Source organism: Pseudomonas sp. FG98, from assembly GCF_057808595.1.
The window spans coordinates 38204-62443 of sequence record NZ_JBMDIJ010000032.1 but is presented as its reverse complement, the minus strand read 5'-3'; the positions used below and the strand labels follow the sequence as shown (position 1 = coordinate 62443).

The following is a 24240-nucleotide window of genomic DNA, read 5'->3' as shown; positions in this document are numbered from 1 at the left end:
CGTGCGGGATGGTTTTGGGACCGCTGACGCGGTCCTTCGCAGCTAAAGCAGCTCCTACCTCGACCGCGTCGACCTGACTCCATCACCCACCCAGCACCCGCCGCACCTTCTCCAGCAACTCCCCGATCTGGAACGGCTTGAACAGCATGTCCATGCCCGGCGCGAGAAACGCCTGGCGATTGAGGGCGGTCTGCGCATAGCCGGTCATGAACAGCACCGGCAACCCGGCGCGCCAGCCGCGGGCGACATCCGCCAGTTCGCGGCCGCTCATGCGCGGCAGGCCGACATCGGTGAGCAGCAGGTCAATGGAGGCATCCTTCTGCAGGTGCTCCAGGGCCAGCTCGATGCTTTCCACCGTGGTGCAGCGGTAACCGGCATCCAGCAGCACTTCACTCACGAACAGGCGCACCGAGGCCATGTCCTCGACGATCAGGATGTGCTCGCCCTGGCCCTGCGGATCGACGCTGTCCTGCGGCTCGGGTGGCAGGTCGGGTACTTCGCCGGCGGCAGGCAGGAGCAGGGTCACCTCGGTACCTCGGCCCATCACGCTGCGAATATGCGCGTCACCACCGGACTGGCGGGCGAAGCCGTAGATGGTCGACAGGCCGAGCCCGGTGCCCTGGCCCAGCGGTTTGGTGGTGAAGAACGGCTCGAAGACCTTGTCGATCACGCTGTGATCGATACCAATGCCGTCGTCGCGCACCGACAGCGAGACATAGGCGCCATCCTGCATCTTCGGGTTGCCACGGGAGTACGCGGCATAAGTGCTGATCCAGATATGCCCGCCCTGGGGCAGGGCATCGCGGGCGTTGATCACCAGGTTGAGTACGGCGCTTTCCAGCTGCACCGGGTCGACCAGGGCGATGGCCGGCTGGTTGGTCAGCTCCAGCTTGAGCACGATGCGTTCGCCGATGGTGCGGATCAGCAGGTCTTCCAGCGAGCGCACGTGCTCGTTGATATCCACCGGCCGGGTATCCAGCGGCTGCTGGCGGGCGAAGGCGAGCAGGCGGTGGGTCAGGGACGCCGCGCTGGTGGCGGAATTGAGCGCGGCCTCGGCGTAGATCTGCAGCTTCGGCGAGGTTTGTACGCCGGCCTGTTTCCGAATCAGTTCGAGGCTGGTGATGATCCCGGTGAGCATGTTGTTGAAGTCGTGGGCGATACCGCCGGTCAGCTTGCCCAGGGCGTCCATCTTCTGTGCCTGGAGCAGTTGCTCTTCGGTCCGGGCATGTTCGGCGACTTCCTTGGCCAGCTGGGTGGTGGCGTCGTCCAGCTGGGCCTGGTGCGAGCGTTCGCGATGACGGTGTTCGGTGACATCCTCGACGAACACCAGGCTGGAACCGGGGGTGCGGTAGGGCGAGATCTGCCACTCGGTCTCGCGCAGTTCACCCTTGACCCGCATGTTCAGCGTGCCTTTCCAGCGTTCGCCATCGGCCAGGCGCAGGCGCAGTTCGCCGATCACCGAGCCGTCGTTGTCGTCCAGGCACTCGCGCACGGTCTGCGGGTTGCTGGTGCCTTCGAGCAACTGGGCGAAGGCCTGGTTGCATTCGTGGATGGTCAGGTTGGCGTCGAGCACGGCCAGGGGCGCGGAGACGTTGGTGAAGATCTCGCGGAAGCGCGCCTCGCTTTCGCGCAGGGCGTTTTCCGTATCGCGTACCCGTAGCAGGGTGCGCAGGGTGGCCAGCAGCACGTCGGGATCGATCGGGTGGATCAGGTAGGCGTCGGCGCCGGCATCGAGGCCGGTGATGATGTCGCCGGTCTGGATCGACGCGGCCGACACGTGGATCACCGGGAGCAGGGCGGTGCGCGGGTCGGCGCGCAGGTTGCGGACGATATCGAAGCCGCTCATGTCCGGCAGGTTGACGTCGAGGATCAGCGCATCGAGGCGCTCCTGCTCGATCAGCGCCAGGCCCTCGCCGCCGGTGCCGGCCTCCAGCACCGTGTAGCCCTGACGGTCGAGACGGCGGCGCAGGGCGTAGCGGGTGGCGATGTTGTCGTCGACGATCAGCAGGCGCAGATCACGTTTCATCGACTGCCTCCGTGGCCACGGCCAGCGGGATGATCACGAAAAAGGTCGAGCCGACACCCGGCTCGCTGTCGACCCCGACCTCGCCGCCCAGCAGCTCGGCGAAGCGCTTGCACAGCGACAGGCCGAGGCCGGTGCCGCGCAGGCGCTTCTGCAACGGCGAGTCGACCTGGGAGAAGTCCTCGAACAGGGCGCCGTGCAGTTCCGGGGCGATGCCGATGCCGGTATCGCTCACCGCGAAGCGGATCCACTCGCTGCCCTCCAGGCTGGCCGAAACCCGCACCTCGCCGCTGGTGGTGAATTTCAGCGAGTTGGAAATGAAGTTGCGCAGGATCTGCGCCAGCTTCTTGTCATCGGTATAGAGCCGTGGCAGCCCGCTGGGTTCCTCGAAGATCAGGTCGACATTGCTGCTGTTGACGATGGGGCGGAACATGCCGCGCAGGGCGGCGAACAGGTCGAGCATGTCGAACCAGCCCGGCGAGATGGTGATGCGCCCGGCCTCGATCTTGGCCAGGTCGAGCAGGTCGTCGACCATGTCGCTGAGCTCGCGGGTGGCGTTGCTGACAAAGGCCACCTGCTTGTGCTGCTCGGGGCTGAGCGGTCCGTCCAGTTCGTCGGCGAGCAGGCTGGTGATGCTCAGGATCGAGCCCAGCGGGGTGCGGAACTCGTGGCTCATGTAGGACAGGAAGCGGCTTTTCAGGTCCGAGGCCTGGCGCAGTTGCTCGGCCTGGGTGTCCAGTTCGGAGTAGAGGGCCAGCACGCCCTGGTTGGTTTCGTCGAGTTCGGCACGCAAGGCCTCGGCTTCGCCTTGCAGGCGCTCGAACAGGGCGCGCTGTTCGGCATTGAGATTGGACAGGTCAGTCATCGACGGTCTCCAGGGCCACCACCAGAACGGTCACGTCGTCGCGGCCACGGCTGAAATCGCGGTGCAGCACGGCGGCGATCACTGCCGGATGGCAGTGCACCAGGCCGGGGTAGTCGCGCAGATTCCAGCGCGATTGCAGGCCATCGCTGTGCAGGATCAGCAGGTTTCCGTTCACGGCAGCATAGTCAAAGGTCTGGGTCTTGCGGTATTGGGCGCCAACGATGCCGGGGTGCGAGGTGAGGCCGCGGGTCTTTTCCGGGCTGATCAGGCTGGCGGCGATATTGCCGATGCCGGTGAATTGCAGGCTGTCGCTGGCTGCGTCGAACTGGGCGATGCCCACCGCGCCGCCACGGGTGCGGCTCATTGCTTCGTGCATGTCCGCAATGAGCCGGTCGGCTGCGGCAAAGGGCTCGCGGGCAAAGGCGTCGCGCCCGGCGAGCGCGGCTTCCTCGGCTTCCACACCATGGCCAAGGCCGTCGAGCACCAGTGCCGTCAGGCGCTGGCCGCGAAACGCCAGGTACCAGCTGTCGCCACAGGCCGGGTCGTTGTGCAGCGAGTGTTGGCTCAGGCCGTAGCGCACATCGCGCTTGCGTTTGCCGAAGCCGCCATCGCGATAGAAACGTGCCAGCAGCACGGTGCCGCGCTCGTCGGTATACAGGTCGAAGGCGTCGGCCTGGCGCTCCACCGCACCAAGGCCGATGCCCTGGGTGCCGCCGCTGGAATAGCCGTCGGTCATGCAGGTAGCGCGGTCGAAACCGGCGGCGCGGTCTACCGCCAGCACCTCGATGCCGATGCCGTCGGGGTGGGGCAGCAGGCGCAGGTGCAGCTCGCCGCGACCGGCGTGCTTGAGCACATTGCTGGCCAGCTCGGTCGTGACCAGCGCGACCCGCCCGGCATCGTTTTCGTTGAAGCCGTGCTGCTGCGCCAGTTTCTGCGCGCTGCGTCGGGCATGGCCGACCTGGGATGCTTCTTCGATCGCCAGCACCAGGGTCGGCGATCCATCAACGCTCAAGTCCATCGGGTAATCGTCACGCAGGTGCCCTCGCCGGGCGCGGTTTGCAGGTCGAATTCGTCCACCAGGCGCCTGGCCCCGGTCAGGCCCAGGCCCAGGCCGCCGCCGGAGGTCCAGCCGTCGGTCAGGGCCAGGCGGATATCCGGGATGCCCGGGCCCTGGTCGCGAAAGCTCAGGCGCAGGCCGACCCGACCGATATCGTCGAGCACCTGCCAGTCCATGTCGCCGCCGCCGCCGTAGACCACGGTGTTGCGCGCCAGCTCGCTGACCGCGGTGACCAGCTTGGTCTGGTCGATCAGGCGCATGCCCAGCTCGGTGGCCAGCTTGCGCGCGGTCTGCCGGGCCAGGACCACGTCCTGTTCCAGGCGCACCGGTTGGGTACCGCTGCTGCGCAGGTTCATGAGCGTTCCACCCGGTCACGGAGTTTCTGCATGCCGCGCTCGACGTTCAGCGCGGTGCTCACCCCGGGCAGGGTCAGACCCAGCTCGACCAGGGTGATCGCCACCGACGGCTGCATGCCTACCAGTACGGTCTGCGCGTCCATGATCCGCGACAGCCCGGAGATGGTGCCGATCATCCGGCCGATAAAGGAGTCGACCATGTCCAGCGCCGAGATATCGATCAGCACGCCCTTGGCCGAGGTGCGGCTGATGCGTTCGGAGAGGTCTTCCTGAAGGTTCAGGGCGAGCTGGTCATGCATGTCGACCTGGATGGTCACCAGCAGGTACTCGCCCATTTGCAGGATGGGGATACGGTCCATGGCTCAGCCCGCTTTGACGGCGTTGATGCCCAGGCGCGACAGGGCCAGTTTCAGCGCATCGGCCAGGTTGGCCTTGGTGGTCATGCCTTGCAGGTCGAGGCCGAGGTGGACGATGGTCTGGGCGATCTGCGGGCGTACGCCGCTGATGATGCAGTCGGCGCCCATCAGGCGGATGGCGGTGACGGTCTTGAGCAGGTGCTGGGCCACCAGGGTATCCACGGTGGGCACCCCGGTGATATCGACGATGGCGATCTCGGCGCCGGTATCGACGATGCGTTGCAGCAGCGACTCCATCACCACCTGGGTGCGCTGGGAGTCGAGGGTGCCGATCATCGGCAGGGCGAGGATGCCGTCCCACAGCTTGACCACCGGGGTCGACAGTTCCAGCAGTTCTTCCTGCTGGCGCTTGATCACCGCCTCGCGCGAGCGCTGGAAGGTGCGGATGGTGTGCATGCCGAGGGAATCGAGCAGTTCCGAGATCACCCAGAGCTGTTCGGCGAGGGCCGCCGGTTCGTCGCTGAAGTGCCGTTGCAGCAGGGCGAACAACGGGCCCTTGAGGGCGAAGATGAAGTAGGCGGTCTGGTGCGAATCGTGGCCGAGCAGGGCGCGGCTGTGGGAGAGCTTTTCGAGGAACTGGCGGATTTCGTCCCAGCCGGTGGTGCTGATGTTTTCGCCGGTCTTGGTCTCCAGGCCGGCGATCAGCAGTTGCAGGAACTCCGTGGTCTGTTGCTGCAGGTCCTGTTCCTTGAGATTGCGCGTGGCGCCTTTGTCCTCCAGGTCCCTGGTCCAGTCGGCAAGCAACTGGGTGCGCTGTGCCTGGATCGCTTCAAGCGTGCTGGAACTGAGTGCTGCCATCGATGTGTCGCTCCTGGGAAATGAGCCGGTTCTTCGGGTTGCCGGCTTCTGGACAGTAGCACTGTCCGGGAAAACTGCTGGGCGTATTGCCAGTATCAGGGGGAATGGAACTCCGATCCTTGCGCTGGGCAAATGGTTCCGTGGGGGGAGAGGGGAGTTGAGCAGATTTTTGCGGCTTGCCGAAAAGCCTGTCGGGAGATGCCATGGTGGCAGACAAGAAAATTGAGGCTGTGATTGCTGGCCTCATCGTCGGCAAGCCGACTCCCACAGGGTTCGGTGTCGCCGCAGCCCCTGTGGGAGCTGGCTTGCCAGCGATGAGTTCGGCACTGACAAAGAGGTTGTCGAGGTGTCAGTCAATCCGCCCGGCGCGGATGGTCAGCGGCCAGGTGATCAGCCGCCTGGTCGCCGGATCGCCCCATTCCTCCGCCAGCGCCCTGGCCAGCTCATCCACCGGATTGACCCCCAGGGCCTTTTCCGCCGCCTTCACCGCCGACCAGGTATTCAGGTAGCCGATCAACTGCGCCAGGGTCCAGCGCATCTCGATGACCTGCGGCGGCACCTCGATCGGGGTGAAGGGGAAGGGTAGGTCGCGGTAGCCGGTTTCCACATGGCGGCGCTCCGGCGGCCAGTAGGCGGCGATGGTCTGGTAGTAGAAGGTGTGCAGGTGGCGGTCCAGCTCGCCTTCCAGGTGCAGCACGCCGTAGGTGATCAGGGCGATGGCCGCCTGGGGCCGGGCGATGCGCCGGGCTTCTTCGTAGAACTTGTCGAGGTCCAGCCAGTGGGCGGCCTGGGCCACGGTGATGAGATCGACGCTGTTGGCTTCGAGGCCACTGTCCTCGGCCGGTGCGGTGCGGTAGACCACGCCCTCGCGGGGCTCGGCGGCGGCGATCTGCGCGGCGCTGGCGTCAGTGGCGATGACTTCGTCGAAACGCTCGGCCAGCAGCACCGACAGTTGCCCGGTACCGCAGCCGCAATCCAGGGCCCGGCCAGTGTCGGGGCTGATGCTGGTCAGCTCGTCGATCAGCTCCAGGGGGTAGCTCGGTCGGTAGGCCGCGTAGCCGGCCGAGCCGCTGGAGAAGTGATCCTTGAAAAGGGTGCTTGTCATGAAACCGGCCTCTGTCTTTCTTTTTGGATCCGGCGATCGTAGCGCGGCGCGGCGGCTGCGGACATTCGACTTTTTTCTGCCCCGGGCGACAGGAACTGCCTTTATTGCGACGGGGTCGGCAGGACTGGCTCGATGCCGCCGTCGGTCACCTGCACCTGCTGGTTGGCATTCAGGGTCAGTTGATCGCCGACCCGGCTGCTGCCGGCGAACTGGCTGATGCGGGTGGTGCCTTGTGAGTACTCGACCTTCAGGCGAGCGTCGTGGGTATCGATGCGGGTCTGCGGGGTGATGACCTGGAGCGGGGCAGGGCCGGCCTCCAGGAGTATCTGGCCGGCGATCAGGTGAATCCGGTGGGGATCTTCGTTGAACTGAAGGGTAACCGAGGAGCTTTCGGCCAGGGTCAGCAGGCTGCCGTCGGCAAGCCGTTCGCTGTGCGACTGGCCGCTGCCGGTGCTGAGGTCGGCGAGGGCGAACTCTTCACGCCAGTAGGGCAGGCCGAGCAGGGCCGAGGCCGCGATCAGGGCGACCATGCCGATAAGGACAGTGATGCGGTTGTAGGTTGAGCGGGACATGGCACAACCCTAGACCATCTGTTGTGTTCTTGCGGGCCTCATCGCTGGCAATGCCAGCTCCCACAGAGACCGCGCCGGGCGCAGGTACGATGGCGGGCCAGGAACCCTGTGGGAGTCGGCTTGCCGACGATGAGGCCAGCAGTCACAAGATCAATCTGCTTGCCTGCCGCCATAGAATCTCCCACAGGTTTTGTGTCGGGCCTGAATCAGGCGGTCGATCGGGGGCCTGTGGGAGCCGGCGTTGCCGGCGATGAGGCCGGTGAAGGCACAGCAGGACTAACGATCCTTCACCGCCCGCACATGCTTGACCAGCAACTTCTCCAGTTGCTCCCACAACGCCGGTTCGGTACTGAACGCCACGTTGAAGCGCATCCAGCCGGTGGCCTGGCTGTCGACCATGAACAACTGCCCGGGGCCGAGCATGATGCCCTGGTCCAGCGCATCGTCGAGCAGCGCGGCGCTGTCCGGGATGGCCGGGTGGCGGGTCCAGATGTACATGCCTTCGTCGCTGTCGATAAAACGCTCGAAACCCAGCCGCGCCAGTTGCCGGCCCACTTCCTGGTGCGCCTCGGCCAGGCGCTGGCGCAGGCGCTTGAGGTGCTTGCGCCAGCGGCCGTCGGTGATCGCGGCATACACCACCCGCTCCATCACCTGGGAGGTGGTCAGGCCCGAGCGCATTTTCAGTTGCAGCAGCTGCTGCATGGTTTCCGGGTTGGCCAGCATGTAGCCGACCCGCACGTTGGGCGAGATGCTCTTCGAGTAGCTGCCGACATAGACCACCTGCTGCAGGTGGTCGAGGCTGGTCAGGCAAGGCAGCGGTTCTTCGATCATGTCGGCGTACAGGTGGTTTTCCACCAGGCGGAAGCCGTGCTGGCTGGCCAGTTGCAGCAGGCGGTGCAGCTGCACCAGCGGGGTCCGGGTGCAGGTCGGGCTGTGCAGGTGCGGCTGGGTGAAGAACACCGTCGGTCGGTATTGGTCGAGCAGGCGCTCCAGGTGATCGAGGTCGTAGCCGTTGGGGGTACGCGGTACGCCGACCAGGGTCGCACCCTGGAAGCGCAGGATGCTCATCAGGTTGGGGTAGCCGGGATCGTCCACCAGCACCACGTCGCCCGGGCGCACCAGGGTGCGTACCGCGAGGTCCAGGGCCTGGCTGGCGCCGTGGGTGAGCATCAGCTGGTTCGGCGGCACGACGATGCGCAGGTCCTGTTGCAGGTTCTGCGCGGTGAGGGTGCGCAGTTCGGCCAGGCCCATCGGGTCGCCGTAGCCGCTCAGTTCCAGCACGCTGCTGGCGACCTGGCGCAGGCCGCGACGCAGGCCGTCCTCGAACATCCAGTCGTTGGGCAGCCAGCCGCAGCCGGGCTTGAACGCCAGCTGGCGGCTTTCGAAGATCTGTTGCAGGTACCACTCGGAATTGAACGCCGGCTTGGCCGTGTCCGGCTCGCTGGCCTGGGCCTCCAGCAGGTCGCCGGCGGCGCGGTTGACGAAGAAGCCGGCGGTGCCGCGGCTGACCAGCAGGCCCTGGGCCACCAGGCGATCGTAGGCCTCGACCACGGTGAAGGTGCTCACCGAGTACTTTGCCGCGAACGCGCGGATCGACGGCACCTTGGCGCCGGGCTTGAGGGTCTGGTTCTCGATCGCTTCGCGCAGTCCGTTGATGATCTGGTTGACCAGGGGAGGCGAGGCGTCGGGGCGGAGTTCGAACATGGGAAAACGGTGCCTTCGGGTGAGCGTAACGCCGGCCGCGCATGCGCTGTATTGCAATGACGACCTGTACAGTGCAGTGACAATCAGTGGGCACTGTGCATGGCTCTTGAGGCCGGACATTTTTACATTAGGTATCAGTTACCGCTAGATCAAAGCCGTGAAGCTTCATGAACAACCGCTCGTCGAACCATGAATTCCCGAGGCGGGGATCATTCTCCGCGTCTCACTCGCTGTCCGCCGCGCCCGCAAGCGTTGCCGACAGTGCCTTCGCAGTAACTTTCAGGCTTAGCGGACGAGCCTGAGCACGACAACTGACTGCCCAGCACTTAGCCGTTCGTCGGCCCGGGCAGTGTCGTGCACGTCGAATCAGAGCAGCTGATGCAACAGGGGGCGCGACGTCATGCCGCGCCCCTGTCGAGTTTTTCCTTGGATAAAAAGAACACGGGGTAGACCACTGATGGACGCAACATCCACATCGACTTCGGCAGCGAAGTCGGAGCATGAGAGCAAGCTGGCGGCTTCGCTCAAATCGCGCCACCTGACCATGATGTCGATCGCCGGAGTGATCGGCGGTGCACTGTTCGTCGGTTCCGGCAGCGTGATCCACAGCGCCGGCCCGGCCGCAGTACTGGCCTATCTGGCCGGCGGCATCCTGGTGGTGCTGATCATGCGCATGCTCGGCGAAATGGCGACGTCCTCGCCGGACACCGGCTCCTTCTCCACCTACGCCGAACGTGCCATCGGGCGCTGGGCGGGCTTCACCATCGGCTGGCTGTACTGGGGCTACTGGGTGATCCTGATGGCCTGGGAGGCCTATGTCGCGGGCAAGATCCTGCACGGCTGGTTCCCGTCCGTCAGCATCAACAGCTTCGTGCTGATGGCGACCCTGGCGCTGATCTGCGTGAACTTCTTCAATGTGAAGCACTACGGCGAGTTCGAGTTCTGGTTCGCCCTGATCAAGGTAGTGGCGATCGTCTGCTTCCTGGTGGTCTGCACCGCCGCAGTGATGAACCTGTGGCCGACCGGTGAAGTCAGCGGCATGGCCAACCTGACCGCCCACGGCGGCTTCATGCCCAACGGCATCGAGTCGGTAGTGGTGGCGATGCTCGGTGCGATGTTTGCCTTCCTCGGTGCGGAAATCGTCACCATCGCTGCGTCCGAGTCGAAAGACCCGGCCGGGCAGATCGTCAAGGCGACCAACTCGGTGGTGTGGCGCGTGTGCCTGTTCTACATCGGCTCGATCTTCCTGATCGTCTGCCTGGTGCCATGGAACGACCCGCTGATGGGCACCTCGGGCTATGGCTCGTACCGCCGTACCCTGGAACTGCTGGGCATTCCCGGCGCCGAGTTCGTGATGAACTTCGTGGTCCTGACCTCGGTCAGCAGCTGCCTGATCTCGGCCCACTACACCGCCTCGCGCATGCTGTTCTCCCTGGCTACCCGTGGCGATGCACCGAAGATCTTCAAGATGACCCGTGCCGGCACCGGCGTACCGGTGTTCGCCATCATCGGCTCGTGCGCCATCGCGATCTTCTGCGCGCTGATCAACTTCAACGAGGCCCTGCGTCCGAAGGACGTGCTGGACACCCTGATGAACACCACCGGCATGATCGCCATGCTGGTCTACCTGGTGATCGCCTGCTCGCAGCTGAAGATGCGCCGCAAGCTGGAAGCCGAGGGCAAGCAGATCCGCCTGAAAATGTGGCTGTTCCCGTGGCTGACCTACCTGAGCATCGTGTTCATCGTCGGCTGCCTGGTGACCATGGCTTTCGTCGAGGAGTACCAGGTGCTGGTGATCTCCACCGGTGCTGCGGCGATCGTCGTGGCGCTGATCGGTGTGATCGTGCATCAGCGGGCGCTGAAGCAGGCCGCTTGATCACATAGGCGCCGCTAAATCTGTGGGAGCTGGCTTGCCAGCGATTGCTGCTGTGAATTCACCATTGCAATCGCTGGCAAGCCAGCTCCCACAGGTTCTCCGCCTGCATCAAACCCTCAATGCTGCTTGGCCTTCCTGATCCGCAACAGGATCACCCCCAGGATCAAGCCCACCACCGGCGCCAGCCCGACCAGGGCATCCCGCGGCGCAATATGTGCCCCCAGGGTATCCAGCCCGGCATAGAACAGCTTGAACAGGCTCAGCAGGTAATAGGTGATGGCGATGATCGACAGGCCTTCCACCGCCCGCTGGATCTTGATCTGCGATTCCGCGCGGGCATTCAGGCTGTGCAGGATCCCGGCGTTCTGCTCCTCCATTTCCACCTGCACCCGCGCCTGCAACAGGTCGCCGAGGTTGGCCACGCCCTTGGCCAGATGATCGAGGCGCTGCTCCGTCGCTGCGCAATAGCGCACGGTGGGCTTGAAACGCCGCTCGATGAAGATCCCCAACCGCTGGCAATCGCCGACATGCCCCTCGCGCAGTTCCGCCAGGCGCTCGAACACCAGTTGCGCATAGGCCTGGGTGGCGCTGAAGCGGTGGCGGCTTTTCACCGTGGCGGCCACTACCTGGCGTGACAGCTCGGCGATATCTTCCAGCAGCACCTTGGCCTGTACCCCGCTGGCCCCGGCATTGCGCTGCGACAGCTGGACCAGCCCACGGTCGAAGCCATCCAGTTGCGGCGCGAGTTCCTTGGCGGTGCCCAGGGCCAGGGACGCCATCATCCGGTAGGTCTCGATTTCCAGCAGGCGGCGGATCATCCGCCCCAGGCGGTAGGCATTGAGCCGGCGATTGACGAACAGCAGGCGGTTGCTGCCCTGGTCGTCCAGGCGAAAGTCGCTCCACACCACCGCATCACCGCCGCCGACGCTGGAGCCGGCGGGGTCCTTGAAGCCGTAGCGCGCCAGTTGCAGGCCGTCTTCCTCGCGCACCAGCACCTGCATGGCATTGATGATCAGCTCGCGCCAGGGGGCGATGGCGTCGGCCAGCGCGGCGGGCAGCTCGCTCCAGTCCGGCGCGTGGTCGCTGGCGGGACGTACCAGGGTCAGGGTGAAGAACTCGGAATGCCGCTCCCATTTGAACGGGCAGCCATCGAAGCGGGTGATGCCCTGCACCGCGTCGGTATTGCCCGCATCGGGGCAGCAGCGCCGCAGCAGGTCATCGCACTGCTGCGGGCTGCCGACGAAGGCCAGGTGGAAGACATGCGCCGGGGCGTCGAAATACAACGAGGGGCGGGCGTGCAGCTCGTTGTGCAAGGCGGTGCGTTGGGGATGCATGGGTCAACCCTGATGTTGTGATTGTTGTCTTCAGAGAAAGACAACCACGGGTGACCGGCGGGTCACGTCCTGTGACCCGGGCGAAATGTCGCAGGCTGGGATCAGCCGTTGTCCGCCAGTGCAGCGCCTGCCTGGCGGCCACGGCGGCGGTACATCAGCAGGAGGAAGACGAACCAGAATGGCATCGCCAGCAAGGCCGCGCGGGTATCGGCTTCCAGCGCCAGCAACGACAGGACGAACAGCAGGAAGGCCAGGGTCGCCGCTGCCATGGGCACGCCACCCGGCATCTTGAAGGCGGAGCGCTGGTGGGCGGCCGGGTTGACCCGGCGATAGGCGATATAGGCAGCGAGAATCATCGACCAGGTGAAGATCACCAGCACTGCCGACACCGTGGAGATCAGGGTGAACACGGTCATCACCTCGGGAATCACGAACAGCAGGGTCAGCCCGACGAACATGCAGATCCCCGAGAACAGCAGGCTGTAGACCGGCACGCTAAGCCGCGACAGACGGCCGAAGATCCCCGGCGCATTGCGTCGCTCGGCCAGGCCGAAGAGCATGCGGCAGCCGGAATACACGCCGCTGTTGGCCGAGGAGGCGGCCGAGGTCAGCACCACGAAGTTGATCATCCCGGCGGCGGCGGGGAAGCCGGCGAGCAGGAACAGTTCGACGAAGGGGCTGCGGTTGGCCGGCACTTCGGCCCAGGACACCACGCTGATGATGCACACCAGGGCAAGGATGTAGAACAGCAGGATCCGCGCCGGAATGGTGTTGATCGCCTTGGGCAGGGTGCGCTCCGGGTTCTTCGCTTCGGCGGCGGTGGTGCCGATCAGTTCGGTGCCGGCGAAGGAGAACACGGCGATCTGGAAACCGGCGAAGAAGCCGCTCAGGCCGTGGGGGAAGATCGCCCCGGGCGTGACCATATGCGAGAGGCTCGCCTGCACGCCGTTGGGCGAGGTGAAGGCGGTGGCGATCATCACCAGTGCGGTGAGGATCAGGGCGACGATGGCGATGATCTTGATGATCGCGAACCAGAACTCGACCTCGCCGAAGATCCGCACCGCCAGCATGTTCAGGCCCAGCAGGAGGAACAGGGTGAAGAACGCCGGCATCCACGCCGGCAGGTCCGGGTACCAGTACTGCATGAAGCCGGCGACCACCACCACGTCACCGACCACCGCGACGCTCCAGCTCAGCCAGTACGACCAACTGAGGACGAAGCCGGCCCGTGGCCCGAGGTAGGCGGCGACGATATCGGCGAAGGACTTGAAGCGCAGGTCGGACAGCAGCAGCTCGCCCATGGCGCGCATCACGAAATACAGGAAGAACCCGATGATGGCGTAGACCAGGATGATCGAGGTGCCGGCCAGGGCGATGATCTTGCCGGAGCCCATGAACAGCCCGGTGCCGATTGCCCCGCCGATGGAGATCAGCTGGATATGGCGGTTTTCCAGGGTGCGCTGCAGGTGCCCGGCTGCCTCCGGGCGTGCGGAAGACGTGTGCATGATCGAACCTCTCTTGTTGTTCTAGTGGATCGCTGGAAAGCCCCGCCAAGGCGGGCGGGGCGGGGTTTCAGGTGTTGGCTTCGAAGCCTTGCAGGGTGTTCACCGCGTTGATGCCGATCTCGTCGACCATGTAGCCGCCCTCCATCACGAACAGGGTCGGCAGCCCGGCGCTGGCGATGCGTTGGCCCAGGCGCAGGAAGTCCTCGCTGGTCAGGCGGAAATGGCTGATCGGGTCGTCTTCGAAGGTGTCGACGCCGAGGGAGATGATCAGTTGCTCGGGGCGATAGGCGACGATGCGCGCCAGGGCATGGTCGAGGGCTTCGCTGAAGCGGCTCCACGTCGTGCCGCGGGCCAGCGGGTAGTTGGCGTTGCAGCCTTCGCCGGCGCCGATCCCGGTTTCCTCGGCATAACCGGAGAAGTACGGGTAGGACACATGGGGATCACCGTGGATCGAGGCGAAGAATACGTCGGCGCGGTCGTAGAAGATGTTCTGCGTGCCGTTACCGTGGTGGAAGTCCACGTCGAGGATCGCTACCCGCCGCGAGCCCTGGGCCAGGCAGCGTTCGGCGGCGATGGCGGCGTTGTTCAGGTAGCAATAGCCGCCCATGTACTCGCGGGCGGCGTGGTGTCCTGGTGGGCGGCACAGGGCGAAGGCGGCGTGATGCCCGGCGAGCACCTGGTCCATCGCGGTCAGCGCCACATCGGCGCTGGCGCGCACCGCCTCCCAGGTGCCGGCGGTGATCGGCGAGCCGGCGTCCATGGCATAGAAGCCGAGCTTGCCGTCGATGAAACCGGGCTCGGGGGCGCTGGCCAGGTCGCGCACCGGCCAGACCAGGGGCAGGGCATCGTGGGTCTTGCCGGTGGCGGACCACTCGCTCCAGGCGTTTTCCAGGAAGCTCACATAGCGCTCGCTATGGGCGGCGACATAGCAGGCGCGGTCATGCCGCTGCTCGCCGATCACTTCACCCAGGCCGCTGCTGCGCACCCGGGCCAGGACCGTTTCGGCCCGTTGCGGTTTTTCGAAGGAGGGCGTCAGCGCGCCGTCCTTGAGCTCGGTGCCATGGTGCAGGCGGTGGCTGGAACTGAAAACGGTCAGCACGGGGGAGTCCTCTTCGCGGTGTTGTTGTGAAGAAGATTTTCTCCCTGGGTCAGGAAAATTGTTTTGCTTTATTTCCGTTGAATCGGCTTAAGTGAGCAAATTCATTCCGCCAGGTGGGTTTCATGAGCAAAGACAGTTCTTTCGATTCGCTGGACGGTGTCGACCGTACCTTGCTGGGCCTGTTGCAGGAGGACGGCACCCTGTCCAGCGCGGCCCTGGGCGAGCGCCTGTCGATGTCGGTCACGCCATGCTGGCGGCGGCGCAAGCGCCTGGAGGACCTGGGCATCATCCGCGATTACCAGGCCAACCTGGACCGGCGCAAATTGGGCTACGACGTCATGGCCTTCGCCCAGGTGCGCTTCGGCAATGTCTCCGACAACGCCCCGGACCAGTTCGAACGGGCGATCAAGGCGCTGCCCCAGGTGCTGTCGTGTCACAAGGTCACGGGCGAGGCGGACTACGTGCTGACGGTGGTGGCCACCGACCTGGAAAGCTACGGGCGTTTTGTCGAGGACGTGCTGCGCCGCCAGCCGGGGATTGCCTCGATCCAGTCGAGCCTGTCGTTGCGCGAGGTGAAGGCAGTGACACGGCTGCCGGTACCGGAGTGAGATCCCGGAGGCTGCTCAGGGCCCCTGTGGGAGCTGGCTTGCCAGCGATAGGGCCGGCAGTGGCAACGATTTTGTCCGATCTGACCTCATCGCTGGCAAGCCAGCTCCCACAGGTCCCGCGGTGCATCGGCAAGCGGGAACCTTCACCCCAGAGCTGTTGCCTGATGTTGCCCGGAGTGATTTTCATTCGAACTCCGCCCCCGTTTTTGTCTAAGCTGCCCAAGCGTTTTTTCTGCAATGAAATAAGGAATGTGCCCAATGAAAAAGTGGATTGCTCTCTCAGTCGCCCTGTGTGCCAGCGCCGCGGTGCAGGCCGCTGACTCGATCAAGGTCGAACTCAAGGAAGCCACCGCCCAGGGCGAGGGCAAGAGCGTCGGCTTCGTGACCATCACCGAGAGCCCCTATGGTGCGGTGTTCACCCCCGAGCTGAGCGGCGTGGCGCCAGGTGTGCATGGTTTCCATGTACACGCCAATCCCAGCTGCGCACCGACCGAGGCCGACAGCAAGCCGGTTCCTGCCGGTGGTGCCGGCGGTCACTGGGATCCGAAGAACACCGGCAAGCACAGCTTCCCGTGGGATGACGGCGGCCATATGGGCGACCTGCCGGCGCTGATCGTCACCGCCGACGGCAAGGCCGCGCAGCCGCTGCTGGCGCCGAAGATCAAGAAGCTCGATGAGCTGAAGGGCCATGCCCTGATGATCCATGCCGGTGGCGACAACCATGCGGATCACCCGGCGCCGCTGGGTGGCGGGGCGGCGCGGTTTGCTTGTGGGGTTATCAAGTAAATAGCGCTTGAACATGAAAATCCCGGTCCATTGGCCGGGATTTTTATTGGATTCCGGGGCCTCATCGCTGGCAAGCCAGCTCCCACAAGGACCGCAAGCACAGCTGAACTTGTGGGAGCTGGCTTGCCAGCGATGAGGCCCGAAAGAACAGTAGAAAAGTCAGGCCACTGCCAGCCGTCTCCCCGGCACCGCCTCCAGCAACTCCCGGGTGTAGCGCTCCCGCGGCTGCTCCAGCACCTGCCGCGCTTCTCCTTGTTCCACCACTTGTCCCTGCTTGAGCACCACCACCTGGTGCGCCAGGCTGGCGACCACCGCCAGGTCGTGGGACACCAGCACGTAAGCCACGCCCAGCTCAGCCTGCAACTCGCGCAGCAGGTCAAGGATCTGCGCCTGCACCGAGACATCCAGCGCCGACACCGGCTCATCCAGCAGCAACAGGTCCGGCTTTAGCGCCAAAGCCCGGGCGATGGCGACCCGCTGGCGCTGCCCACCGGACAATTCCCGCGGCAGGCGGTCGAGGTAGCTGGCTGGCAACTGCACCTGCTCCATCAATTGGCGCGCCGCCTGTTCCAGTTCGCGCCCCTTGAGCAGACCGAAGGACACCAGTGGTTCGACCACGCTCTGGTACACGCTGAACCGCGGGTCGAGCGCGGCGAAGGGATTCTGCTGCACCAGTTGCATGCGCTGGCGCAGCGGCCTGAACTGCTTCCAGCCCAGCCCGCCGATTTCCTGCCCGGCAAAGCGCACCCGGCCGCTGCTGGGCTGTTCCAGGCCGAGGGCGATGCGCAGGCTGGTGCTTTTGCCCGATCCGGATTCGCCGACGATGGCCAGGGTCTGCCCCGGATAGACCGCCAGGCTGAGGTCCTGCAAGGCCTGGAAATGCTGGCCGCGAGGCAGTGCGAAACGCTTGCCGACAGCGTCGAACTCCAGCAGTGGCGCGGCTCCGCGTGTTTCCACAGGTACCGGTTTCGGGGTGGCACCGAACGCCGGCGCAGCGGCCAGCAGATCACGGGTGTAGGCGTGGCTCGGCGCGGAGAACACCTCCCGGGCGATACCACTTTCCACCACCTCGCCCTGGCGCATCACCAGCACCCGGTCGGCGCGGTCGGCGGCGACGCCGAGGTCGTGGGTGATGATCACCAGGGCGATGCCCCGTGCCCTGACCAGTTGTTCCAGGTGATCGAGGATGCGCTTTTGCACCGTCACGTCCAGGGCGCTGGTGGGCTCGTCGGCGATGATCAGCTGCGGCTCGCCGGCCAGGGCGATGGCGATCAGCACCCGCTGGCGCATGCCGCCGGACAGCTCGTGGGGATACTGCCCGGCGCGCAGGGCCGGGTTGTCGATGCCGACTTGCTCCAGCAGTTCCAGCACATCGGCATCCAGCCCCGGATAGCGCTTGCCATGGCGCAGCAGCAGGCTTTCGCCGATCTGCTTGCCGATGCTCAGGGTCGGGTTGAGGCTGACCATCGGGTCTTGCGGCACCAGCCCGACCACCCGCCCGCGCAGGCGCTGCTTGCTGCGCTCGCTGGCATGGCTGATGTCCTGGCCGGCGACCGCCAGGCGTCCGCCATCGATCCGCGCGGTGGTCGGCAGCAGGCCGAGCAGGGCGCTGGCGACGGTGGTTTTGCCCGAGCCGGACTCACCGACGATGGCCAGGGTCTCGCCCGGCTGCAGGTGAAAACTCACTCCGCGCACCGCCTCGGTGACCCGGCCGCCACTGTGGTAGCTGACCCGCAGGTCCTGCACATCGATCAGGTGGCTCATCGCTGGATCTCCTCGAAGGTGCGGGCGATATGGTTGAGGCTGAACACCACCAGCACCAGGAACAGCCCCGGCAGCAGCGAAACCCAGGGCGCGGTGATGAGGAAGTGGCGGCCATTGGCGATCAGGGTGCCCCATTCCGCCGCCGGCGGCTCGGCGCCGAAACCGAGGAAACTGAGGCCGGCAGTGGCGAGGATCGCCGCACCGATATCCAGGGTGGCGAGCACCGCCACCGGGCCCCAGGCATTGGGCAGCACATGGCGCAGCAGGGTGCTGGTCCAGCTCGCGCCGCCGAGACGCGCCGCCTCGACATAGGGCAGGGTCTTGATCCGCAGCACTTCGGCGCGGGTGGTGCGGGCGAAGCCGGGAATGATGCCGACGCCCACGGCGATGGCCACGGGGATGGTGCCGAAGCCGATGGCAGTGACGATGGCCAAGGCCAGCAGCAGGCCCGGCAGCGCCAGCAGCACATCGACGATGCGCATGATCACGGCATCGACCCGGCCGCCGATAAAGCCCGAGACGATGCCCAGGCCGAGGCCGCTGAGCAGCGCCAGGCCCACCGCCAGCAGCGCTGCCTCCACCGACAGGCGCGCGCCATACAGCACCCGGGTGTACAGGTCGCGCCCCAACTCGTCGGTGCCGAACCAGTGCAGCGCGCTGGGCGGCAGCAGCTTGGCCGAAGGCTGGGTCGCATAGGGATCGACCTGGGTGAACAGCCACGGCGCCAGTGCGGCGACCAGGGTGAACAGCACCAGGATCAGTGCCACCACGAACCCCGGCCGACGCAGCAAGGGGCCGGCCTGGTCGAACAGGCGTTGCAGGCGCCGCCGCGGGCGCCATGGCGCGGCGTCGCCGGCCACGGGAATCAGACGTTGCAGGACGGTCATCTCAGGTCACCTTGGGCGCATGGGTGATGCGCGGGTCGAGGATGGGGTAGAGCAGGTCCACCAGCAGGTTGACCAGCACGAAGGCGGCGGCGGACACCGTGACCACCGCCAGCACCAGCGGGATGTCCTGGCGCAGTACCGCTTCCTGGACCAGGCGGCCGACGCCGTTGCGGGCGAAGATGGTTTCCACCAGCACCGCGCCGGACACCGTGTTGCCCACCTGCAGGCCGATCAGGGTCAGCAGCGGCAGGGCGGCATTGCGCAGGCCGTGGCGGGCCTGGACCTGGGCGCGGCTCAGGCCCTTGGCGAAGGCGGTGGTGATATAGGGTTCGCGCCAGACATCGATAAAGCCCCGTTGCAGCACCTGGGCGTACACCGCCGCGCTGGGAATGGCCAGGGTCACCGCCGGCAGCACCAGGCTTTCGAAGCCGACGCTGCCGGTGGCCGGGAACCAGCCCAGGCCGAAGGCGAAGACCTGGATCAGCAGCAGGCCCATCCAGAACACCGGCACCGAGAAGCCCAGCGCCGGCAGGCGGGCGAGGAATACCTTGAGCGGCTGCCAGCGCACATAGGCGGCGAGGTAGGCCAGGCCGACCCCGCCGATCAGCGACAGGACGATGGCCAGGCCGGCCAGGGCCAGGGTCTGCGGCAGGCGCTCGGCGAGGATCTCGGTGACCGGGCGATTGAGGGTCAGGGACTGGCCGAGGTCGCCCTGCAGCACGCCGAGCAGCAGGTTGACGTAGCGCTCCAGCAGGCCCTGGTCCAGGCCATAGAAGGCCCTGGCCTTGGCCAGTTGCTCCGGCGACAGCGCATCGATCTCCATGCCCGAGGCGCTGAGCATGATGCTCAGCGGGTCCCCCGGCAGCAGGTAGAGGATCAGGTAGGTGATGCTGTAGGCGCCCCAGAGCACCAGCGCGGCCTGGGCGATGCGGCCGAGCAGGTAGCGGCTCATGGCTTGACCTCGATGTCATTGAGGAAGGCGAAGCCCTCGGCGCTCCAGCGGAAGTTCTGCACGCGCTTGGAAGTCGCCGCCTGCCAGACCCGCTCGTACACCGGGATCGCCGAGCCCTGGTCGATCAGCAGGTCCTGCAACTGGCCGTAGGCCTGGGCCCGCTGCTCGGGGGTGGTGGCGGTGAGGCCGGCGTCGAACAGGTTCTGGGCCAGGGGCAGCACGGCCGGGGCGTAGGTGTTGGTGGCCAGGGTCGAGCTGTTGGCGCTGCGCGGATCGAGGACGGTCTGCAGGATGATCGGATCGGCGCGGGTCATGTAGGTGAAGGTCAGGTCGTAGTTGCCGGCGGCGTTGGCCGCGGCCCACTCGGCGGTGGTCTGCACCTTGAGCTTGAGTTCGATGCCGAGCTTGCGCAGCTGGTCCTGGATCAGCACGTCGCCGGGGGTTTCCTTGCCGGCCAGGTTGTACACCAGGCTCAGGCGCTTGCCGTCCTTGTAGCGGTAGTTGTCCGCACCGAGGGTCCAGCCGGCATCGTCGAGCAGCTTCGCCGCACCCTGCGGGTCATAGGCGAGCTTGGTGCCCTGGCTGCGGAAGTACGGGGTGGTCACGTCGTAGACGCCGTCGACCACCGGGAACGCCTCGTTGTACACGGTGCTGGCGTAGCTCTTGCGGTCGATGGCTTTCTGCACGGCCAGGCGCACCTGCTGGTCGGCGAGGATGCGTTCGTTGCGGGTGTTGGGGTAGAGGTTCCACGCCGGGCCGGGCAGGGAGCGGCTCTGGATAGTGGCGTCGTTGCGCTGCAGCAGTTGCAGGTCGACCTCGGAGAACGGCACCCGTGGCCAGAGGATGTCCACCTTGCCTTGCAGGAACAGGCCGTTGCGCACGCTTTCCTCGGGCACATAGCTGACCTCGATGGTCGACAGGTGCGCGTCACCCTTGTTCTGCACGTTGGCCGACGCCCAGCGGTAGCCTTCGCGGCGGACCAGCTTGAGGCCGCTTTCCGGGGTGTAGTGCTCGATCTTGAACGGCCCGCTGCCGATCACCGCGCCGAGGGAACGCTCCTTGGCGCTCTTGCGATAGGACTCGGGAGCGAGGATCGACAGGTTGGTGGTCGAGGTGGCCTGGAGGAAGCCGGCGTTGGGCTTGCTCAGCACCAGCTTGATGGTGTGCGGGTCGAGGATCTCGGCGTGGTCGTAGCCGGCCAGGTAGGTGGCGCCGAAGGTGCTCGGCAGCTCGGCGGCGAAGGCCTTGTTGCTGTCGAAGGCGGTTTTCACCGCCTGGGCGTCGAAGGCCTCGCCGTTGCTGAAGGTCACGTCCTTGCGCAGATGGAAGGTGTATTCGCGGGCGTCCGGGCTGATCTCCCAGCGTTCGGCCAGCCAGGGGATGATCTGGCCGGTCTGCGGGTCCTGGTCGGTCAGCGCTTCGACCACGTTGCGCAGGACCACGCGGTGCTCGATCCAGTAGACCTGGAAGGGGTCGATGCTGACCAGTTGGGTGTTGTCGCTGAAGAAGGCGATCTTCAGCGTGCTGGCCGCCTGGGCGTCCGGTTGCGAGGGCGAGCAGCCCGGCAGGGTCAGGCCCAGGGCCAGCAGGATGGCCGCGCTGGCCAGGGTTCGTTGCAGTCTCATGGGCGTTCCTCCTCGAAGCATGGGTATCTTCATATCTCGGTCAAAGGTGACGCGGACCCTGTGGGAGCTGGCTTGCCAGCGATGACGTCGGTGAATTCAGTACCGCAATCGCTGGCAAGCCAGCTCCCACAGGATTCGCGTTGCGCTCTCAACCTTTGTTGTCTCTTGGATCAGAAGTCGTAGGCGATCTTGCTGTACCAGTAGCCGCCACCAGGGTGGAACGGCGGGTTGCCGTAGGGCGCCAGGCCCAGCGAGCTGTACACCGCGTTGCGCGACGGGCGCACGTCGAACAGGTTGGTGGCGCCGACGCTGATGGTGAGTTGGTCGAAAAAGGTGTAGGCAACGTCCAGGTCGGTGATCCAGCGCGCGTTGAAGCTGCGGTCGCCGCTGGGGTTGACGGCCAGGGTCTTGACGCTGCCGTAGCGGGTGGTCTGCAGGTTCACCGCCCAATCGTCGACCTTCCAGTTGGCGCCGAGGATCCACTTGGTCCGCGGGCTGGCCACGGTCAGGTCGCCCTCGCGGTCGCGGCCGACCAGGGTCACGCCGGAGCCGGCCAGGGACGCCGGGGTATCGCGCACGTCCTCGATGCTGGTCTTGTTCCAGTTGAACGCCAGGCTCCAGCGCACGTCGCCCCAGGCGCCGAAATCGGTGCTGTGGTCGGCGACGATGTCCAGGCCTTTGGTACGGGTGTCGTAGGCGTTGGTGTAGTAGTTGACCCAGGTCCCGGGGGCGACGCCCTGGCTTTGCAGGATCGAGGTGATGACGCCATTGCCCTGGTCGTAGATGTTGCTGGTCAGGGTGATGCGGTCGTCGATGTCGATCAGGTAGGCGTCGGCGGTAAGGCTGGTGCGCGGCGCCGGTTGCCAGGTCAGGCCAAGGCCGAGGTTGCGCGATTTCTCCGGCTTCAGCTTGTCGCCGCCGAGGGCCGCGGCCAGGCTGCTGTCGGACGGGGTCAGGCGGGTCACCGCCGGGACCACGTTGCCGTTGACGTCGGTGGCCACGCGGTTGTCGGCCACGGTGTAGCCGATCTGGGTCAGCGACGGCGCGCGGAAGCCGGTGCCGACGGTGCCGCGCACGGCGACCTGGTCGGTCAGTTCATAGCGCGAGTTGAGCTTGAGTCCGAAGGTGTTGCCGGAATCGTCGTCGTAGTGCTCGACGCGCCCGGCCAGATCGAGGAACCAGCGTTCGGTCAGGTCGAAGCCGAGGTCGAGGTAGGCCGCGTAGTTGTTGCGGATCAGGCTGACTTCGTCTTCCGGGCGCAGGGTCACTGCGGCCTGGGCCCCGGACGCGGCGGGGTAGCTGCCGGTGATGTAGGCCTCGGGGTCGCCGGCGAAGGTACTGAAGCGCTCCCAGCGGTGTTCCAGGCCGGCCGACACCTGCACCGGCGAGGTCAGGCCGAACAGGCTGTCGTAGCGGCGGGTCAGGTCGAAGTTGTTGACCCACTGCTCGAAGCGGAAGGTCGCCAGGTTGTCGAATTTGGTCGGGGTCGCGGTACCCAGCGACGGGTTGATGTTGAAGTCGCTGTAATGGTGGATGTTGTTGCGCCCGTAGGTGGTGCTCAGGTCCCAGTGCCAGTCGGCGCGCTCGCCCTTGCCGCCGAAGAGGAACTGGTAGTCGCGGTCCTTGATGTTGTTCAGCGGGTAGTAGCCGTCGGGGAACAGCTCGGGCACGGCGGCGGTGCCGGTGGGCAGGCGGAAGTAGTTGTAGGCCTCGGCCTCGCGTTCGCCGTAGGTGGCGTAGGAGTAGAGGGTCAGGGCGTCCAGCGGCAGCTCGGCGTTGTAGGCGAGGTTGAAGGCTTTCAGTTCCGGGTCGCCGTTCTTGATTGCCACGCGGTCCCAGGCGGCCTGCTTGGCCGGGTCGCTGAAGGCACGCACGCTGCTGTCGGCCTTGTCGTTCCAGGCGGCGGTGCCGCGCTTGCGGGCATCGGCGGACAGGTGCAGGAAGCCGCTTTCACCGAGCTTGAAGCCCTGGTCGCCGGCCAGCTTGAGGGTCTCGCCCTGGCCGGAGTAGAGCTTGCCGTAGCTGCTCTCGACATGGCCGCCGGAGGCGCTGGACTTGAGGATGATGTTGATCACCCCGGCCACCGCGTCCGAGCCGTACTGGGCGGCGGCGCTGTCCTTGAGCACTTCGATATGGTCGACGGCGCTGACCGGGATCAGGTCGATGTCCACCGCGTTGGCGCCGCTGTTGTCGATATTGCCGCGCTGGCCGACGGCGCCGTTGTGCCGACGTTTGCCGTTGACCAGCACCAGGGTGTAGGCCGGGCCCAGGCTACGGTTGCTCAGGGGGCGAGTGACCGAGTTGTAGCCGGCGATATTGGTGCCGAAGTTGAACGATGGCAGCAGCCGCGAGATGGCTTCCGACAGTTCGGCACGGCCGGTCTTGAGCAGTTGCTCGCTATTGATCACATCGATCGGCGCCGGGCTGTCGGCCACGGTACGTTCCTGGCCGCGGATACCGGTGGAGATCACGGTCACGGTGTCCAGGTGGGTGTCGTTGCTGGCGGCCTGGGTAGCGGGGGCGAGGCTGGCCAGGAGCAGGGCGGCGGTCAGGGCGCTGAAAGGGAAATGCTGGGGCATGCGGGCTTGGTCCATCGAAGCTGGCACTGGCCCTGGGTGCGGGTGCAGGTGGATCGCCTGGGGTCTTGAAGGGGTGACGAGATCGTCTGGTATTGATCTTATTTTTATAAGAATCGGAGTGGAAATTCTTTATTGGAATATCAATATTATTCTTTTGAGGAATTATTGATCTTTATCAATATGCTTAAAATTTATTTATTGCTGGGTCTGAAATGCACTCGTCAGGCTGATGGAAAAACCTGTGGGAGCTGGCTTGCCAGCGATAGGGCCCGACAGAGCAACAAAGGTTGTTCCTGCTGGCCTCATCGCTGGCAAGCCAGCTCCCACAG

Annotated in this window: 20 protein-coding genes; 3 read left to right on the top strand and 17 right to left on the bottom strand. The window is 65.6% G+C overall.

All coding sequences use genetic code 11. The annotated features are described in order from the left end of the window. Window positions 1-82: 82 nt before the first annotated feature. The 9 genes from ACODSK_RS18760 to ACODSK_RS18720 form a co-directional block, all read right to left on the bottom strand. Window positions 83-2026, bottom strand: a complete 1944-nt coding sequence (locus tag ACODSK_RS18760) for a response regulator (protein ID WP_489018146.1) — start codon at window positions 2024-2026, stop codon at window positions 83-85. Continuing rightward, window positions 2016-2888 carry a sensor histidine kinase gene (locus tag ACODSK_RS18755; protein ID WP_489018145.1) on the bottom strand — a complete coding sequence of 291 codons (873 nt, stop codon included), beginning with the start codon at window positions 2886-2888 and terminating at the stop codon, window positions 2016-2018. Before ACODSK_RS18755 ends, ACODSK_RS18760 begins: the two co-directional genes overlap by 11 nt. After that, on the bottom strand, window positions 2881-3906 hold the full coding sequence (locus ACODSK_RS18750) for an ATP-binding protein (protein WP_489018143.1): 1026 nt from the start codon (window positions 3904-3906) through the stop codon (window positions 2881-2883). Before ACODSK_RS18750 ends, ACODSK_RS18755 begins: the two co-directional genes overlap by 8 nt. Beyond that, window positions 3897-4301, bottom strand: a complete 405-nt coding sequence (locus ACODSK_RS18745; RefSeq protein ID WP_489018142.1) for an anti-sigma regulatory factor — start codon at window positions 4299-4301, stop codon at window positions 3897-3899. Before ACODSK_RS18745 ends, ACODSK_RS18750 begins: the two co-directional genes overlap by 10 nt. Further along, entirely contained in the window at window positions 4298-4660 is a 363-nt protein-coding gene (locus ACODSK_RS18740) for an STAS domain-containing protein (RefSeq protein WP_489018140.1), read from the bottom strand. The genes ACODSK_RS18745 and ACODSK_RS18740 overlap by 4 nt, the downstream gene beginning before the upstream one ends. 3 nt (window positions 4661-4663) lie before the next feature. Beyond that, on the bottom strand, window positions 4664-5515 hold the full coding sequence (locus tag ACODSK_RS18735) for an STAS domain-containing protein (RefSeq protein WP_489018138.1): 852 nt from the start codon (window positions 5513-5515) through the stop codon (window positions 4664-4666). 349 nt (window positions 5516-5864) lie between these two features. Then, window positions 5865-6620 (bottom strand): class I SAM-dependent methyltransferase, encoded by a 756-nt coding sequence (locus tag ACODSK_RS18730; protein WP_489018136.1) that lies wholly within the window; start codon window positions 6618-6620, stop codon window positions 5865-5867. A gap of 101 nt (window positions 6621-6721) precedes the next feature. Beyond that, window positions 6722-7192 carry a FecR domain-containing protein gene (locus ACODSK_RS18725; protein ID WP_489018134.1) on the bottom strand — a complete coding sequence of 157 codons (471 nt, stop codon included), beginning with the start codon at window positions 7190-7192 and terminating at the stop codon, window positions 6722-6724. 276 nt (window positions 7193-7468) lie between these two features. Continuing rightward, window positions 7469-8896, bottom strand: a complete 1428-nt coding sequence (locus ACODSK_RS18720; RefSeq protein WP_489018132.1) for an aminotransferase-like domain-containing protein — start codon at window positions 8894-8896, stop codon at window positions 7469-7471. Window positions 8897-9353: 457 nt separating this feature from the next. Between ACODSK_RS18720 and ACODSK_RS18715 the strand changes: the two genes are divergently transcribed. Further along, window positions 9354-10772: an amino acid permease gene (locus ACODSK_RS18715; protein WP_489018130.1), complete on the top strand. Its 1419-nt coding sequence runs from the start codon at window positions 9354-9356 to the stop codon at window positions 10770-10772. 116 nt (window positions 10773-10888) lie between these two features. Here the strand turns inward: ACODSK_RS18715 and ACODSK_RS18710 are convergent, their stop codons facing one another. From ACODSK_RS18710 to ACODSK_RS18700, 3 genes are all read right to left on the bottom strand, one after another. Further along, complete coding sequence (locus ACODSK_RS18710; protein WP_489018128.1) at window positions 10889-12106, bottom strand: DUF3422 domain-containing protein; 1218 nt, start codon at window positions 12104-12106, stop codon at window positions 10889-10891. A 101-nt stretch (window positions 12107-12207) separates the two neighbouring features. Continuing rightward, window positions 12208-13611 (bottom strand): amino acid permease, encoded by a 1404-nt coding sequence (locus tag ACODSK_RS18705; RefSeq protein ID WP_489018126.1) that lies wholly within the window; start codon window positions 13609-13611, stop codon window positions 12208-12210. Between the two features lie 67 nt (window positions 13612-13678). Further along, on the bottom strand, window positions 13679-14710 hold the full coding sequence (locus ACODSK_RS18700) for a histone deacetylase family protein (protein WP_489018125.1): 1032 nt from the start codon (window positions 14708-14710) through the stop codon (window positions 13679-13681). Between the two features lie 122 nt (window positions 14711-14832). On the opposite strand from ACODSK_RS18700, the gene ACODSK_RS18695 reads away from it, so the two are divergent. Together ACODSK_RS18695 and sodC are read left to right on the top strand one after the other, a co-directional pair. Next, window positions 14833-15318, top strand: coding sequence for an Lrp/AsnC family transcriptional regulator (locus ACODSK_RS18695; RefSeq protein WP_279900147.1), 486 nt, complete (start codon window positions 14833-14835; stop codon window positions 15316-15318). 258 nt (window positions 15319-15576) lie between these two features. Then, on the top strand, window positions 15577-16104 hold the full coding sequence (gene sodC / locus ACODSK_RS18690) for a superoxide dismutase [Cu-Zn] SodC (protein ID WP_489018123.1): 528 nt from the start codon (window positions 15577-15579) through the stop codon (window positions 16102-16104). A 159-nt stretch (window positions 16105-16263) separates the two neighbouring features. On the opposite strand, the gene ACODSK_RS18685 is transcribed toward sodC, so the two are convergent. The 5 genes from ACODSK_RS18685 to ACODSK_RS18665 all read right to left on the bottom strand — a co-directional run bounded on the left by ACODSK_RS18685 (window position 16264) and on the right by ACODSK_RS18665 (window position 23911). After that, window positions 16264-17868 carry a dipeptide ABC transporter ATP-binding protein gene (locus ACODSK_RS18685; protein WP_489018122.1) on the bottom strand — a complete coding sequence of 535 codons (1605 nt, stop codon included), beginning with the start codon at window positions 17866-17868 and terminating at the stop codon, window positions 16264-16266. Next, window positions 17865-18755, bottom strand: a complete 891-nt coding sequence (locus tag ACODSK_RS18680; protein WP_489018121.1) for an ABC transporter permease — start codon at window positions 18753-18755, stop codon at window positions 17865-17867. The genes ACODSK_RS18685 and ACODSK_RS18680 overlap by 4 nt, the downstream gene beginning before the upstream one ends. Before the next feature lies 1 nt (window position 18756). Continuing rightward, window positions 18757-19707: an ABC transporter permease gene (locus ACODSK_RS18675; RefSeq protein ID WP_489018120.1), complete on the bottom strand. Its 951-nt coding sequence runs from the start codon at window positions 19705-19707 to the stop codon at window positions 18757-18759. After that, the gene (locus ACODSK_RS18670) at window positions 19704-21332 is read right to left on the bottom strand and encodes an ABC transporter substrate-binding protein (RefSeq protein WP_489018119.1); all 1629 of its coding nucleotides are present in this window, start codon (window positions 21330-21332) and stop codon (window positions 19704-19706) included. The genes ACODSK_RS18675 and ACODSK_RS18670 overlap by 4 nt, the downstream gene beginning before the upstream one ends. 170 nt (window positions 21333-21502) lie before the next feature. Further along, window positions 21503-23911: a TonB-dependent receptor plug domain-containing protein gene (locus tag ACODSK_RS18665; RefSeq protein ID WP_489018118.1), complete on the bottom strand. Its 2409-nt coding sequence runs from the start codon at window positions 23909-23911 to the stop codon at window positions 21503-21505. Window positions 23912-24240 lie beyond the last annotated feature (329 nt).